A 15,719-nucleotide genomic window follows, 5' to 3' on the forward strand; every position below is an offset into this window, starting at 1 on the left:
TTCGCCTAGTTTACTGCGCTGGGCGCACCGGTGCGCCAGCGTGGGTTGAAGACTGTCCGGTGAACGTCGCGCCCGCCTCTGCCAGCCCCTGCAACCGAGAAGCGGTCGTCAAAGAGCGTGAAGCTTTTTGTGCCCCAGCTCAGAGCCTCGATGCCGTCGCGCCCGCGTTCGGCAGTGGTGAAGCCTGTCAACGCCACCAGCGCCGTGAAACTGCATGCCATTGCCGGCCGATAGAGGCGGTTCGTCATGCGCACCTGATTTTCCCGCGTGTGCTGGATGACGATCATCGCCATCAGGAACAGGTAGAAACACGCATTGATGATGGCGAAGATGAAGAAGCCTCGCGTCTGATCGGCACCGCTGACCACGAGGACAGGCAGAATGGACACACCGGAGATCAGCGCATAGGGCGCGATCACCCGCAGTGGCACCGGATCGACCTCGGATGAGCCTTTCGGCGTGACACGAAAATCGACAAAGGAACCGGTCAGCCAGTCACGGAAGGCTGCGAAGGTTCCAGCCAGAACCCAGGGCCAGCGTGCCAGCAGGAACAGCATCGCTTCCCAGCTGAAAATCCTGCCGTCGACAGGGCGGAACGTCTCGCTCGACCGCCACCAGAATGCCAGCGCCAAAATCACGAGCGATTGCGGCATGAAGTGCATCAGGAAAGCGGGATAGGTAACGCTGGCGAAATTATCACCATAAGCCAGAATGGCTATCGGCAGAACGAATGTCAGCGCCAGAAAGAAAGCATAGAGAGGATACCAAAGCTGCGAGAACAGAAACTGGATCTTCAGGCGCAGCGGCAAGCGACCGATCAGCTTCGGCGTATATTGCAACAGGATCATCACGAGGCTGCGCGACCACTGGAATTCCTGCGTCACAAGATCGGCAAAGGTGCGTGGACCGTCGCCATGGGCGATGGCATCCAGCGCATGAACGCCGCGCCAGCCATGCGCATTCATGAACAGGGTCGTGGAATGATCCTCGGCCAGTTCGGGTCCAAGGCCGCCGATTTCCTTCAGCGCTGCCGTGCGTACCGCATAATGAGAGCCGATGCAGACCGGGGCAAAGCCTCCGTTGTAACCGGCCTGCAGCGAGCCATGCATGCTGGCTTCCACATAGAGACGCCCGCGGGCCGACCAGCTTTCATGCGCATTGCGATCACAAATGCTTGGCGCGGAAACATAACCAACCGCGGGATCGGCGAAGGGCCGCAGAATGTTGAAGAGATAGCCCGGCTCAGGCACATGATCGGCATCGAGCTGCGACACGAAATCATAGCGCTCATAGCCATAGTGATCGTAGAAGAAGGCGAGATTGCCTTCCTTGCACCGGGTGCGGCGCGGCCAGCTTTGCCGATGATAATCGGCACGTCCCCTGCGCGTGGAAACGTACACGCCATGTTCCCGGCACCAGGCAAGCGTCGCGGGCGAAGGGTCCTCATCGGCAAGCCAGGTATCGTGCGGCACATCCTGCGCCAGCATGGCGCGCAAGGTTTCAGCCACCACCTCGAACGGCTCAGACGGCGCCTTGGTGACGACCATGGCAACGCGGCTTCCAGCAGGGATGCGAAGCGGGCCGGTGGGGCGCGCCGCGTGGAAGAAAATGGTGATGAAATAAAGCGGCAGGATCGTGATCCAGGCCAGGAGCGCCGTCACCAGAATATAACCCGCAAGGTGATTGGGCGTGGCGCTGATGAGCCACCATTGCCAGAAATAGGCGAGGGCGAGGGCCCAGAGGACAATGCCAACCACATACTCCACCCGCTTGCGGCCAGTGAAGATGGGCGTCAGCAAGGGTTCCGTTTCGCCTGTATCGCCACCAGTGACTGGGTGAAGCTCGCGCCGTGTCATGTCCGCATCTCCAGCCCAAAGAAGGGCGCAGCCGTGCGGATGATCGTATCGAGATCGGAATGGAGCGTGCGGAAGCCGAGCTTTGCCGCAGCCTCCGATGGATCGGCATAAAGCACGGGCGGGTCGCCCGCCCGGCGCGGCCGCATTTCGACGGGCACCCTGCGGCCGGTCAGCCGGTCTATCGCATCCACGATTTCCCTGATGGATGTTCCGCGCCCGGTTCCCAGATTGAGAACGAGGTTTCCACCGCCATTCAGAAGATGTTCGACCGCAAGCACATGCGCCCGCGCCAGATCGACGACATGAATATAGTCGCGGATGCAGGTGCCATCCGGCGTTTCGTAATCATCGCCGTAAACTTCGAGGCAATCCGCCTTTCCCGCCGCAGCCAGCATGGCGCGCGGTATCAGATGGGTTTCGGGATCGTGCCTTTCGCCCAGTTCGCCATCCAGATCGGCGCCGCAGGCGTTGAAATAGCGCAGTGCCGCATAGGGCAAGCCATAGGCTGCCGAATAGTCGGCCAGCATATGTTCGGCGATCAGCTTCGTGCGCCCATAGGGGTTGATGGGGCGCTGCATTTCACCCTCGCGGATCGGCAGCGCATTCGGAATGCCATAGGTGGCGCAGCTCGATGAAAAGATGACAGGGCGTCCGCCCGTCAGGCGGCTCGCCTCCAGAACGGACTGGATGCCGCCGACATTGTTGCGATAATATTTCGCGGGGTCCGTGACGGATTCCCCCACATAAGCCGAGGCCGCAAAGTGGATGATGGCTGCCGGATCAAAGCTCGTGATGGCAGCGACAAGCTGATCCTGGGAAAGCGTGTCGCCCTCGACAAACTCGCCCCAGCGAACGGAAGACCGGTGACCCGTCGACAGGTTGTCATAGACGACCGGCGAGAATCCGCTCTCATGCAGAAGCTTCGCCGTATGGCTTCCGATGAAGCCTGCACCGCCGGTGACGAGTATGGTCGGCCGTGTCATCTCGCCACCTCGAAAAGCTCGCCCGTCGGCCTGACAAGCTGGCGTTCGAAATAGGCGATCGTCTGCTTCAGCCCTTCGACAAGCGCTATCTGCGGTTCCCAGCCAAGCTCGCGCTTGGCGAGCATGATGTCGGGACGGCGCTGGCGCGGATCGTCGGTCGGCAGCGGACGATAGACGATCCGCGATGACGAACCGGTCAGTGCAATGATCTGCTCGGCGAGTTCACGCACGGTGAACTCTCCCGGATTGCCCAGATTGACGGGCTTGCGGACCTGGCTGTTCATCAGCCGGCTGAAGCCTTCGATCAGATCGTCGACATAGCAGAAGGAGCGGGTCTGCGAGCCGTCGCCATAGATGGTGATGTCTTCACGCTTGAGGGCCTGAACGATGAAGTTCGACACGACGCGCCCGTCGTCGGGCCGCATGCGCGGGCCATAGGTGTTGAAGATGCGCACGATGCGGATATCGACGCCATACTGCTTGTGAAAATCGTAGAACAGCGTTTCGGCGGAGCGCTTGCCTTCGTCGTAGCAGGACCGGGGACCGAAGGAATTGACATTGCCCCAATAGGCTTCCGGCTGCGGATGCGTCTGCGGATCGCCGTAGACTTCCGAAGTCGATGCCTGAAAAATCCGGGCCTGGTAATGTGCTGCAAGCTCAAGCAGGTTGAGCGAGCCGATGACGCTCGTCTTCATCGTATGCACCGGATCAGCCTGATAATGCGGCGGCGAAGCCGGGCATGCCAGATTGTAGATCTCGTCCACCGGCAGATCGATCGGGTTGACGATATCGTGGCGAACGAAGCTGAACGTGTCGTAACGCAGGAGATTGCGCAGGTTCTCAAGCCGTCCGGTCGAAAAATTATCGACGCAGACGACGAAGTTTCCTTCGTTCAGAAGACGTTCGCAAAGATGAGAGCCAAGAAACCCCGCGCCACCGGCGACAAGGATGCGCCGCGTCGACATGCGCGTGGCAGATATACCCGATGATCTGAAGTTTATACTCACGAGAACCTCCAACGCCAATTCTTCAACAAGCGATCCCGCAAAAACACAAAGCATCTTCATCAACACGCTTGAATAGAAACGTGCCGTTCGGTGATTTATGCTTGCTCTACCAGATGATTGAAGATAGCGGCGCTGGAGACCAGAGTCGTTAGCGTAGAATCCGGAAACTTATCCTTGCGTCCATTTTTGAAGATCCTTTATTGCTCTAGTTCCGCGCCTGCAACTGCGCGAAATGGGCAAGCATCCGGTCCGGATCGGCTTTGATGCCACTGAAGAGCTCGAATGCGCCGACCGCCTGAAACACAGCCATCCCGCCGCCGTCGAGCACGCGGCATCCGCGCTCCTTCGCAAGCCGAACCAGCGGCGTCTGCAATGGAAAATAGACGATATCGGAAACCCAGAGGTGAGGCTGTACCAGCGCGGGCGCGAGCGGCAGGCCGGGATGCGCATCCATGCCCGTTGGCGTCGCGTGGACCAGACCAGATGCCCCCGCCAGCGTTCCCGCGAGATCGGAACCTGCAATGAAACTGCATTGCGGCTGCACCGCAACGAGCTTGCCGATGACCGCATCGACCTTCGCGGCGTCGAGGTCGAAGATGTGCACTTCCAGCGCCCCCATCTCGGCGAGCGCGTAGGCAACGGCGACCCCGGCCCCACCCGCACCGAGCAGCACCACACGCGCAAGCGACGCACCCGGCAGGCCGCGACGAAACCCTTCCGCATAGCCCCACCAGTCGGTGTTGTGGCCGATGCGCCTGCCATCGGAAAACACCACCGTGTTGATCGATTGCAGGGCAAAAGCATGGGGCGAAAGTTCATCGACCAGCGCCACCGCCGCCTGCTTGCAGGGGTGGGTGATGTTGAGACCGGAAAAACCCGCAGCCTCCGCCTCCGCGACAAGCGCGGGCAGATCGCTGGCTGAACGCCCCTTCTCGGCAAGATCGATAATGTCGTAGCGATAGGCGAGACCCGCCGCCTCGCCTTCCCGCATATGCATCGCCGGTGAGAGCGAACGCTGGATATTCGCGCCGATCAGGCCCACATGAATACGGCGTTTCGTCACTTCACTTCTCAATTCCATTCTCCACAGGATCGGACGGCGCGCCGACCCCCGCTATTCCGGGCTTTTCAAAAGGGCGATGATCGTGTCGCTGATCAGGCGGCGATGCCGCGCCTTCACGTCTGAGGCCATGAGGTCGGTGCCGAAGATCGCGCCGAATGTGTGCCTGTTGGACACGCGGAAGAAGCACTGCGCGCTGATCAGCATGTGGAGGTCGAGCGCGGAAATGCGTCGCTGGAAAACGCCCTGCTCGCGCCCGCGTTCGAGGATTTTCTCGATCGTTTCCAGAATGGTCACATTCTGGCGCGACAGGACATCGGAGCGCTCCATGTGTTCGGCGCGGTGAATGTTTTCCACCGCGACCAGCCGCACGAAATCCGGATTGGCGTCGTCATGGTCAAAAGTGCTTTCCACCAGACTGCGCATGGCGGATTCCGGGTCCTGATCGTCGAGCGACAGCGAGCTTTCCAGCGCACGTATCTTTCCATAGGCGCGTTCCAGCACGGCGAGATAAAGCCCCTCCTTGCTGCCGAAATAATAATAGATCATGCGCTTGGACGTGCGGGTCTGCGCCGCGATCTCGTCCACGCGGGCGCCGGAAAACCCCGATGCCACGAACTCCCGCCCCGCAACGTCGAGAATATTTTCCCGCGTTGCATCCGGGTCGTTCTTGCGCGTCTGCGCCTTGGCGAGCGCCTTTGCCATGGTTTCCTCTCCCCCAGCGATCAAAGTGCCGCTGCACTTTTCGGCATGCCCGCCGGGCGCATGTAGCGCCGCAGCGCCGCAATGCGGAAGATCGCATTGGCCGCGCCATACCCCTTGTAGCTCTGCCTTTGCACGACTTCGAAAAAGAAGCCCTGATCGTCGGTCGGGCTATAGAGCTGGAAATATTCGCCGCTCTCGTCGCGGTCATAAAGCACGTTCGCAGCCTTGAGCCGGTCGGTGAATTCCGGGTCGAGACCGAGCCGCGCTTCCAGATCGTCGTAATAATTCGGCGAGATTTCCAGCGTGTGAAAGCCGTTGTCGCGCAGGGCCGCAGCCGTCGCGAAGATATCGTCCGTGGCGAAGGCCAGATGCTGGATGCCCGAGCCGAAGGTTTCGGCGATGAAGCGACCGGCCAGTGTGCGACGGTTTTCCGCGCCGTTGAGCGTGATGCGCAGCGTTCCCTCATCGTTTTCCACCACCTGGCTGCGAACGACGCCGCCCGGATCGACGATATCGACCATGGGCGATTTCCGCGATTCCGTGAGCGAGGTATAGAAGAGGAGCCAGGTCAGAAGCTCATCGAACTTCATCGTCTGGGCAACATGATCGATGCGGGTGAGGCCGACACCGGCACCCGTTTCATTGCCTGCAACCGGCTCGAACTCGATATCGAAGATGCGGGCCAGATCGGTCTTTTCGTCAAGAAAATAGACCAGCCCGCCGCCAACGCCACGAATGGCGGGCATGGCGATTTCGCCCGGATCGAGCGGTTGTTCAAAATTCTCCGCACCCATGGCAACGGCGCGCGCATGGGCTTGCGCCGCATCGTCCACGACGAGCCCCATTGCATAGGCTGCGGTGCCGTGAACGGCATAGGCCGAGCTTGCAAAGCCGCGCGTATCGGTATTGATGACGAGATTGATGTCACCCTGCCGGTAGAGCGCCACTTCTTTCGTACGATGCCTGCCAGCGAGCCTGAAGCCCAGCGCGCCGACAGCGGCCACCAGTCGCTCTGCATCTTCGGCATGGGTGGCAAACTCGACAAAGCCGACCCGGTGCACCTTTGCGCGGGGCGGCATGGCGGGGACCGTCAGCCTGTTGTCCGGCTCGACCCGGCGAACCTGATCGCCAAGATAGATCAGCGAACGGCGTCCGTCGGCAGCGATCATGGCGGGCGATCCGCCACGGAACTGGTCGTTGAAGATTTCCAGCGAGAAATAGCCGTCATAGCCGGTCGCGGCCACCGCGCGCATGAAATCCAGCACCGGCAGGTCGCCCTCGCCCGGCATGTTGCGATAATGGCGGCTCCAGTAAAGCAGGTCCATGTCGATCAGAGGCGCATCCGCCATCTGGATAATGAAAAGCTTGTCCTTCGGAATGGAGCGGATCGAATTCACGTCGATCTTGCGCGCCAGCGTGTGAAAACTGTCGAGGATCAGCCCGACATTGGGATGGTCGGCGCGGCGCACGATCTCCCATGCATCGCGGTGGTCGCTGATATGGCGGCCCCAGGCGAGCGCCTCGTAACCGACGCGCAGATTGCGCCGCGCCGCCCGCTCGCCAAGCTCGCGAAAATCATCCGCGGCGCGGTCAATGCCGCCAATGGCAGCTGGCGACACGTTGGAGCAGACCAGAACGAGATCGGTGCCCAGCTCCTGCATCAGGTCGAACTTGCGTTCGGCGCGGTCGAAAGTGCGGCTGCGTAGAGGTTCGGGCATGCCTTCAAAATCGCGGAAAGGCTGGAAAAGCGTGATCTCCAGCCCCAGGTCGCGCGCCATCTGGCCCACCTGACGGGGGCTTTCGTCAAAGGTGAGAAAATCATTCTCGAAAATCTCCACCCCGTCGAAACCGGCCTTGGCGATGGCTCCCAGTTTCTGCTGGAGATCGCCGCTGATGGAGACGGTTGCTATCGAAGTCTTCATGTCACGCTCCTGTCTCCGGCCTGACCGGAGTTTCCTGCCAGTCCCGGGCAAACCCGCCCGGAACCGTTTCATTCAGTATCGGCCTGCACCGTACTGTTTTAATTTCCGCCGCGAACCTTCTTCAATTCGGCAAACAGCTCATTGACGGTTTCCGCACCGATTTCGGCACTGAACTTGTCGATGATCGGCTTTACCGCATCGCGCAGGCGCGCGGTTTCTTCCGGCGTCAGTTCGGTCACCTGCATGCCCGTCTTCTTGATCTCGTCGAGTGCGATTGCATCCTGCTCACGCGAAACCTTGCGCTGATAATCGCGCGCCTCGACCGCCGCCTGTTCGATCACCGCCTTTTCCTCATCGTTGAGGCGATCCCAGAACTTCTTGCTGATCATCACGATCTGCGGATTGTACTGGTGGCGCGTCAGCGTCAGATATTTCTGCACTTCATAGAACTTGGCATTGATGATGTTGGCATTTGGATTTTCCTGCCCGTCGACAGTGCCGGTTTCAAGCGCCGTGTAAAGCTCGGTATAGGGCAGCGGCACCGCATTGGCGCCAAGCGTATTGAACAGGGCGACAGGAACCGGCGATTGCAGGGTGCGGATCTTCAGCCCGGCAATATCCTCCAGTTTCGCGACCGGATGGCGGTTGTTGGTCAGGTTGCGGAAACCGAGTTCCCAATAGGCAAGCCCGACCAGCCCCGTATCGGGCAGGCGCTTCAGGAGGTTGGTGCCGAACGGGCCATCCATGACCTTGTCGGCTTCCTCGCCGCTGTTGAACAGGAATGGCAGATCGACAGCCTCGAATGCCTTGACGGTGCTGGACAGGATGCCCGCATTCATTACCGTCATTTCCACCACGCCGCCCTGCAAGCCGGAAAGCGTCTGCGGATCGCTGCCCAGCACACCGCCGGGAAACAGTTTCACATTGATCTGCCCGCCGCTCTTTTCCTTCACCAGCTCGGCAAATTTCTCCATGCCCGTGACCTGCGGATGGCCCTTGCTGTTGGCGGCGGCAAACTTGATGGTCTGCGAACGGATTTCGGCCATGGCCGTGGTCGTCATCAGGGCCAGCGGCAGAACCATGCCCAATGCCATTGTCTTCAGTATTTTCTTCATGTCTTCCTCCCACTCGTTATTTCAATGTCTTCAGGGCCGCATCACGCGGCCCCCGTTCTTGATTCAATGAAACCAGCCCATCGGCACCGTCACCAGCTGCGGAAACAGCACCATCAGGAAAAGCACCACCAGCTGCGCGATCAGGAACGGCAGCACGCCCGTCATCACCTTTTCGAATGGCAGGCGCGCGACGCCGCACACCACATTCAGCACCGTGCCGACAGGCGGGGTGATGAGGCCGATGGAATTGTTGATGATGAACAGCACGCCGAAATAGACCGGATCGATGCCTGCCTCCTTGATGATCGGCATCAACACCGGCGTCAGGATCAGGATCGTCGGGGTCATGTCCATCGCCATGCCGACGAGAACAACCATCAGCATGATGGCAAGCAGCAGAAGCGTCTGGTTATCCATCAGGGGTCGCACCAGATCGGCGAGTTCCCCCGGCACATCGGCAACGGTTATCATCCAGGCCGAAACGCTGGCGCTGGCAACGAGGAACATCACCACGGCGGTCGTCTTCGCAGCGTCCACCATGGCCGGATAGAGCCGGGAAAGCGGCAGTTCCCGATAGATCACGGTTGCCACGAACAGCGAATAGACGGCGGCGACCACGCCCGCTTCCGTCGGCGTGAACACGCCGAAGCGAAGGCCGACAATGATGATGACCGGCAGCATCAGGGCCCAGATACTGTCGAGGAAAGCCCGCATCCGCGCACCGGGCGCGGCCTTCTTCGGCAGGTCGAACTGTTCGCGGCGGGCAAGGATGAACCATGTCACGCACAGCGCCACGGCAATCATCAGGCCGGGAAAAATACCCGCCAGAAACAGCTTGGTGATCGAAACGCCGCCGATCACGCCAAACAGGATGAAGCCGATGGATGGCGGGATGATCGGCGCGATGATCGAAGCCGAGGCGATCAGCCCGGCGGCGCGGCCCGGCTCATGTCCGGCATTGCGCATCATCGGAAACAGCAATGCGCCGAGCGCCGCCGCGTCAGCGACCGCCGAACCCGAAAGGCTTGCAATCACGCAGGCCGCGAAGATCGCGACGAAGCCGAGACCGCCGCGCACATGGCCCACCATGACCAGCGCCAGATTGACGATGCGGCGCGAAAGGCCGCCCGCATTCATGATTTCCCCCGCAAGCAGGAAGAACGGGACGGCCATCAGCGGAAAACTGTCCGCGCCGTTCAGCACGTTCTGCGCCACGATCTGAGCGTCGAACAGATCCATATACATCATCAGCGCCGCGCCGCTGATGATGAGCGCGAAGGCCACCGGAACGCCGAGCGCCATCGGAACCAGAAGGGCGGCAAGAAAGATGAGCAAGGTCATTGTCAGCGCGCCCTATTTGCGATCTTCATCGGTCGGGACGGGTGTGACATGCTCCTCGCTGTCCGTCACGAAATGCGTGCTGGCGACATCGATGCGCCCGGTCGCGATGCCGAAGCCGTTCCACGCGATGATGAGGAGCGCGGGCACGGCAAAGGCCAGCCCCGCGCCGTAAAACCAGCCCATCGACATGCCCGTCGCAGGGGCCAGCGTCGGGATATTGATGAGGGTCTGCGTCCAGCTTCCCGAAAGAACCAGCCAGGTCGCGCCGAACATCATGATGTGGCCTGCGACCAGCGCAATGCGCGCGCCCGCAGGCGACAAGCGGCGTACCAAAGAATCCACGCCCAGATGCGCATGGTCGCGCATGGCGACGACCGCGCCCAGAAAGGTAAGCCAGACGAAGAAGATGCGCGACAGCTCTTCCGAAACCGTTATGCCCTGATTGAAGGCGTAGCGCAGCACCACATTGCCGAACACGAGCACCACCATGCAGCCAAGTAGGCAGGCAATGGCGAACCGCGCCGCCGTAAAATAGAAATCGACTAAAGCTTTCACGTTCCTCCCCTCGGCCTCCTTCGGCCCTCCTCTGGGCGCATCGCTTGCGGACCGCTGTCCCTTTTCGGGTTTCGAGAGAAAGCAGCACCGCATCCTTGCAGGATGCCCATGCATCCGGCGGCGACTATACTTTCCCGCTGTCCGCGCCGGCCATCGCAACTAAAGGCGTGTCAGAAATCCGTCCGGTTCCCGGCAGTGCCCTGTCGCAAGCTGCAATCCGCTCCTCCTCGGTCCTCCACCTCGGTCCTCCACCTCGGAACGGAATGCATGATCGGCTGCGCTGTTTTCTAAAATGTACTAACTGGTTAGGATGTCAACGGGTTCTGTTTGAACAAACGCATGAAAACCCTTCATTGCGCGGCTGTCACGAATGTTCCATCTGGTTCAAAATTGCAGGTTTTGGAGCGCAACGCAGGCTGGAGCGGTTCCGGTTAAAAAGGAATTGCCGGAACCGCTTCAAGCATTTGTTTTGACGCGCATCTTTTCCGAAAACCGTTTCACACGTTTCGGAATGCGCTCCAATGGAGAAAATCAGCCGCCGTTCACCAGAGCCAGGATCAGCTGGTGGACGTTGCCACCATTGCCCATCTCCACCCGGTCGAAGGCGCGGCCTTGCGCGCGCTGCACATCGACCATATCGGTGATTTCCTTGATCAGCACCTTGCGGATCTTCTGGCATTTCGGGTCGTTAGGAACCGACAGGCCCACGGTCCGGCGCACGATCTCGCGCGTCATGTCCTTGGCGTGGTCGCCATGCACAAGCTCATGCCTGCGGATGCCTTCATAGAAGGTTTCCCAATGTTCCTTCACCGGCGAGGTCAGTTTCTGCGCGGGCTTCGGCAGCGTATAGGTGATCTTCAGTTTGGGCGTGGCCGACAGGATCGTGCAGGCATTGTTGGAGCGGTCGAACTGCCGGTCCCAGGTCAGCACATAGCTGGTATGGGCGATGACGCGGGTTTTGCCGCCGCCGATCTTCGGGCCGCGCTCGCCGATGGATTCATAAAGTTCCGGGCCGGTTTTCCCGGCGATGGCATAGAACTTGATTTCCTCGACGGGCTTCCAGTTGTCTTCGGCAAGCGCGGGTGCCGCCACCAGAATTCCAGATAATGCGAGTGCTGCCGCTTTTCTCACGCTTGCCCCGTTGCATCGATTTGCCGGATGATTTGCGCGCAAGCTACAATATCGGCAGGCGATGCGTAAGCGGTCCTGCAGCAAAAAGCCCGCCCCGGTCTCCCGGCGCGGGCCTTTTCGGATCACGATATCGATCTTACTTTTCGATGGTGCGGTTCCAGCGGCTGTTGAGCTGCTGGCGGCCTTCGTTGACGGCGTCCCAGTCGAGCGTCTTGGCGGTCTTCATGTAACCGTTGAAGGCGTCGAGCTTGGCCTGTGCTTCCGGCGAGCCGGCCTTGGCCTTCTGGTTCGACGGGATGACGTTGCCATGGTCGAGCGCCTTGCTCTGCGCATCGGCGGAAAGCAGATAATGCGCAAGCTTCTGGCTCAGCTCCGGCTCGCTGTTGCCTGCGAGCACGCATTCGGTCACGGCGAGGACCACGGAACCTTCCTTGGGCTGCGCATATTCAACCGGAATGCCCTTGTCCTTCAGGTTGTTGACGCCGGTTGGCGTCAGCGGGAAGATCGCCGCTTCGCCGGTCTGCACCATTTCCGAAATCTTGGCCGAGGACGGGATGAATTCCAGAACGTTCTTGCCGATCATGTCGGGGAACTTCTCGAAGCCCGGCTCGAGGTTCTTGTCGTCGCCACCCTGAATGCGGTTGAACATCAGGAAGGCATGCAGGCCGAAAGTCGAGGCAGAAGCCGACTGGAACACAACGGCATTCGCATATTTTTCGTCGGCGAAATCCATCCACGAAGTCGGGGCGGCCCAGCCCTTTTCGTCGAAAAGCTTCTTGTTATAGGCAATGCCGGTCATGCCCATATCGACGCCGATGGCCATGTCGTCCTTGAGGCGCGCGGCAGGCTGGATGTCGGCCAGAACCGGATCGTCGGAGATTTTCTGGCACAGGCCTGCATTGATCGCGCGCACCATGACGCCGTCGTCGAGCAGCATGACATGCATCTGCGGATTGTCTTTCTGCGCGGTCGCCTTGGCGAGAATATCCGCCGAGGTGCCCGGCACGACAACGACCTTGACGTCATTGGCCTTTTCAAATTCCGGCAGGACATGCTCGGTATAGGCCTTCTCCATATTGCCGCCATTCATGCCGATATAGAGCGTCTTGGTTTCAGCCGATGCGGCCGAAGCGAAGGCTGCCGACAGGCCGAGCGCCAACAGGCCGGTTTTGGTGATGTACTTCATGCTACTCCCCTTTGTGGTTTGAGTTCATATCGAACCGGTCGATGCGGAAGGCATCGATCGGCGTTTCCGTCTCGCCCTTTACGGCGAGATCGCAAAGAATGGCGCCCACAGCCGGGCCGGTCTGGAAACCGGCGCCGCAAAAGCCGAAGGCGTGAAAGAGATTGTCGACCCGGCTGCTTGGCCCGATGACCGGATTGTCGTCCGGCATTTCCGATTCAGTGCCAGACCAGAAGCGGATAACCTGGGCATTTTTCAGATGCGGGAACAGTTCGATGGCACGCAGCATCACGGATGAGGCGGCATTGACCGAAGGGCGCGAGAAGTCCGGGTTTTCAAGCGGCGCGCCGCGCCCACCGCCCATGACATAGTTGCCGCGCGTGACCTGACGGCCATAGAAACCGCCGCCCTCTTCGCCAAGGCTCATCGGCAGGCGAAACGGCATCGGCTCGGTAACGACCATCGAGGGATAGATGCGCTGGAGCGGCACCGGCTCGCCGAAAGAGGCTGCGAACCGGTCCGACCAGGCACCGGCGCAGTTGAACAGGAGGCGCGAGCGGATTTCGATCGTGTCAGTCGGTGAGCCACCGCCTGCCAGAATGGCAAAGCCGTCGCCGGTCTCTCGCGCTTCGATGACCGGCGTGTTTTCCAGCACCTTTGCCCCCGCCGCCAATGCCGCGCGGGCAAAGGCAGGCGCAACCAGACGCGGATTGGCATGGCCATCCTCCGCGCAGAGCGAGGCGCCCGCCACATCGCCCGGCAACCATGGAAAACGTTCGCGGATCGCATTGCCGCCGATCAGCTCGACATCGAGCCCGAGCGGCCTGACCTTCGCGGCATAGGCTTCAAGGCTTGCGAAATGCGCTTCCGTGCGGGCAAGCTTCAAATGACCGCTGCGGACATATTCGCCGTCGATGCCGATGAGTTCCGGCAGGCGCGCCCACAATTCATGCGACCGTTGTGCAAGCGGCAATTGTTCAGGGGCGCGGCCCTGCCTGCGCACGCCGCCATAATTGACGCCGCTTGCCTGCGCACCGCAAAAGCCCTTGTCGAGCAGGATGACCGACAGGCCGGCCCGGCGCATGAAAAGCGCTGCCGAGCCGCCGACGATCCCGCCACCGATAATGACCGCATCGGCCTGAAGACGCCTTGTCATGACGAAGCGCCCTCCCCGGCTCGAGCGCCGAACCCGAGCGGGATCGGCTTGACCGGCGCCTGAGCGCGGATGCGACCTGCTTCGGCGGGCGTCTTGTCCTGCACCGACGCCAGAAGTTCCGCCGCCGCTGCCGTGCACATGCGGCCTTGGCAACGGCCCATGCCGACGCGGGTGAGTGCCTTCAGCCGGTTGATCTCGCGCACATCACCCTGACGGATCGCGGCCTGCGCGTCGCGCAGCGCGATTTCCTCGCAACGGCAGAGCGTGACGTCGCCAGCAATCGTGTCGAACCAGTCACGCGGGAACGGAAAGGCTTTTTCGACGATCAGGCGTTCGCGATAGATATGATCAAGCTTTGCGAGAAGAGCGCGTTCAGCACCTTCGTCAAACGGCAGGCCCCGATCACGCAGCAAGGCGATTGCGGCCAGTTGCCCGCGAATTTCGGCTGCATCTGCACCGGCAATGCCTGCACCGTCGCCCGCCACATAGACGCCGATGCGGCTCGTGCGGCCAAGCCTGTCGGCAGCCGGGAGCCATGCGCGGTCGCGTTCTTCAAAGCGGAAATCGCAACCGGCGAGATCGGCAAGCTGGGTTTCGGGACGCAAGGCAAAACCATAAGCCAGCGCATCGCACTCAACCTCGCGCACACGCCCGGCCGAGCGAAAGCGAATGCCATCGACATGCCCCTCGCCCAGCACCTCGTCGGGCCGCACATTGTAGTGGATCGGCACGCCGCCGAGCTTCAGGCGCAGGCCGTAATAAGCGCCGAGCGCCACGATGCGCGGGGCATAAAATGCCAGATGGGCCAGATGAAATTTGGAGGCGAGAGGCGCTGTGTCCAGCACCGCCACAACCTTCGCCCCGGCATGATGATATTGCCAGGCCACTAGATAAAGCAGCGGGCCGGACCCCATGAACGCCACGCGTTCGCCAACCGTGCAGCCTTGCGCCTTGAGCGCCGTCTGCGATGCGCCGAGCGTATAGACGCCGGGTCTGGTCCAGCCTTTGAACGGCAGAACCCGGTCGGTCGCGCCGGTGGCCAGAATGAGATGGCTGTAGGGCAACTGGCCGTGAACGCCATCGGTCAGCAGGTCGAGCCGGTCGGTTTCCCCGCGCGAAATATTCCAGACCAGCGTTTCCGGGCGATAGTCGATTGCGTCGCGCAATGCGTCGAAGCTCTTGTGCAGCGCTTCGGCCTTGTGCGCTTCCGAACCATAGCGGCTGCGATAGCTGCGCCCGTCATCGAGCGGCGGGCGGCGATAGATCTGCCCACCGGAACGGAACCCCTCGTCGAGCACGATGGGCCGGAGACCCGCCCGGACCAGCGTTTCGGCGGCGCGAACACCCGCCGGACCTGCGCCAACGATAACCGGATCGAGCACCGCACTCATTTCGCAGGCTCCGTGACAAAGGCCATGCCGTCTTCCAGAAGGGTGGTGCAGGCGCGAAGCCTGTAACCTTCGTCCGTCATGACGTGGCAATCCTGACATGCGCCGATGAGGCAGAAGCCCGCGCGCGGCTCGCCGGTGAACTCGGTATGACGCAACTTGCCCTGCACCGACAGAATGGCAGTCAGCACGGTATCGCCGCGACGACCCTCGAAGCGCACGCCGTCGAGCGAGAAACTGACCGGCTGTTCGGCCAGCCGATACCGTCTGCGGAACTGAGCCGCCGAAGAAGAAACCGGGATCGTCATGGTCTGCCT

General features: G+C 61.0%; 14 protein-coding genes. All 14 read right to left on the reverse strand.

Annotated elements, in window-relative coordinates; all coding sequences use genetic code 11:
* Nucleotides 1-5 precede the first annotated feature (5 nt).
* Entirely contained in the window at nt 6-1,856 is a 1,851-nt protein-coding gene (locus OINT_RS19170) for a glycosyltransferase family 2 protein (RefSeq protein WP_006469558.1), read from the reverse strand.
* A complete protein-coding gene (gene galE, locus OINT_RS19175; protein ID WP_006469559.1) occupies nt 1,853-2,839 on the reverse strand; it encodes a UDP-glucose 4-epimerase GalE in 987 nt (328 codons plus the stop codon). The genes OINT_RS19170 and galE overlap by 4 nt, the downstream gene beginning before the upstream one ends.
* Complete coding sequence (locus OINT_RS19180) at nt 2,836-3,804, reverse strand: UDP-glucuronic acid decarboxylase family protein (RefSeq protein WP_006469560.1); 969 nt, start codon at nt 3,802-3,804, stop codon at nt 2,836-2,838. Before OINT_RS19180 ends, galE begins: the two co-directional genes overlap by 4 nt.
* A 247-nt stretch (nt 3,805-4,051) precedes the next feature.
* On the reverse strand, nt 4,052-4,927 hold the full coding sequence (locus OINT_RS19185) for a shikimate dehydrogenase (RefSeq protein ID WP_006469561.1): 876 nt from the start codon (nt 4,925-4,927) through the stop codon (nt 4,052-4,054).
* A 33-nt stretch (nt 4,928-4,960) separates the two neighbouring features.
* The gene (locus OINT_RS19190) at nt 4,961-5,611 is read right to left on the reverse strand and encodes a TetR/AcrR family transcriptional regulator (RefSeq protein ID WP_006470784.1); all 651 of its coding nucleotides are present in this window, start codon (nt 5,609-5,611) and stop codon (nt 4,961-4,963) included.
* A 20-nt stretch (nt 5,612-5,631) separates the two neighbouring features.
* Nucleotides 5,632-7,533: a bifunctional sugar phosphate isomerase/epimerase/4-hydroxyphenylpyruvate dioxygenase family protein gene (locus tag OINT_RS19195; RefSeq protein WP_039853390.1), complete on the reverse strand. Its 1,902-nt coding sequence runs from the start codon at nt 7,531-7,533 to the stop codon at nt 5,632-5,634.
* A 98-nt stretch (nt 7,534-7,631) separates the two neighbouring features.
* Nucleotides 7,632-8,648, reverse strand: a complete 1,017-nt coding sequence (locus OINT_RS19200) for a TRAP transporter substrate-binding protein (protein WP_006469564.1) — start codon at nt 8,646-8,648, stop codon at nt 7,632-7,634.
* Between the two features lie 63 nt (nt 8,649-8,711).
* On the reverse strand, nt 8,712-9,989 hold the full coding sequence (locus OINT_RS19205; protein ID WP_006469565.1) for a TRAP transporter large permease subunit: 1,278 nt from the start codon (nt 9,987-9,989) through the stop codon (nt 8,712-8,714).
* Nucleotides 9,990-10,001: 12 nt separating this feature from the next.
* Nucleotides 10,002-10,544 carry a TRAP transporter small permease gene (locus tag OINT_RS19210; protein ID WP_006470782.1) on the reverse strand — a complete coding sequence of 181 codons (543 nt, stop codon included), beginning with the start codon at nt 10,542-10,544 and terminating at the stop codon, nt 10,002-10,004.
* Between the two features lie 531 nt (nt 10,545-11,075).
* The gene (locus OINT_RS19215; RefSeq protein ID WP_022569311.1) at nt 11,076-11,675 is read right to left on the reverse strand and encodes a DUF922 domain-containing Zn-dependent protease; all 600 of its coding nucleotides are present in this window, start codon (nt 11,673-11,675) and stop codon (nt 11,076-11,078) included.
* 136 nt (nt 11,676-11,811) lie between these two features.
* The gene (locus OINT_RS19220; RefSeq protein WP_006469568.1) at nt 11,812-12,861 is read right to left on the reverse strand and encodes an ABC transporter substrate-binding protein; all 1,050 of its coding nucleotides are present in this window, start codon (nt 12,859-12,861) and stop codon (nt 11,812-11,814) included.
* 1 nt (nt 12,862) lies between these two features.
* Entirely contained in the window at nt 12,863-14,014 is a 1,152-nt protein-coding gene (locus OINT_RS19225; protein WP_006469569.1) for an NAD(P)/FAD-dependent oxidoreductase, read from the reverse strand.
* Complete coding sequence (locus OINT_RS19230) at nt 14,011-15,405, reverse strand: FAD/NAD(P)-dependent oxidoreductase (protein ID WP_006470780.1); 1,395 nt, start codon at nt 15,403-15,405, stop codon at nt 14,011-14,013. The genes OINT_RS19225 and OINT_RS19230 overlap by 4 nt, the downstream gene beginning before the upstream one ends.
* Nucleotides 15,402-15,710 (reverse strand): (2Fe-2S)-binding protein, encoded by a 309-nt coding sequence (locus OINT_RS19235; RefSeq protein ID WP_006469571.1) that lies wholly within the window; start codon nt 15,708-15,710, stop codon nt 15,402-15,404. The genes OINT_RS19230 and OINT_RS19235 overlap by 4 nt, the downstream gene beginning before the upstream one ends.
* Nucleotides 15,711-15,719 lie beyond the last annotated feature (9 nt).

This window comes from Brucella intermedia LMG 3301 (assembly GCF_000182645.1).
Classification (GTDB): domain Bacteria; phylum Pseudomonadota; class Alphaproteobacteria; order Rhizobiales; family Rhizobiaceae; genus Brucella; species Brucella intermedia.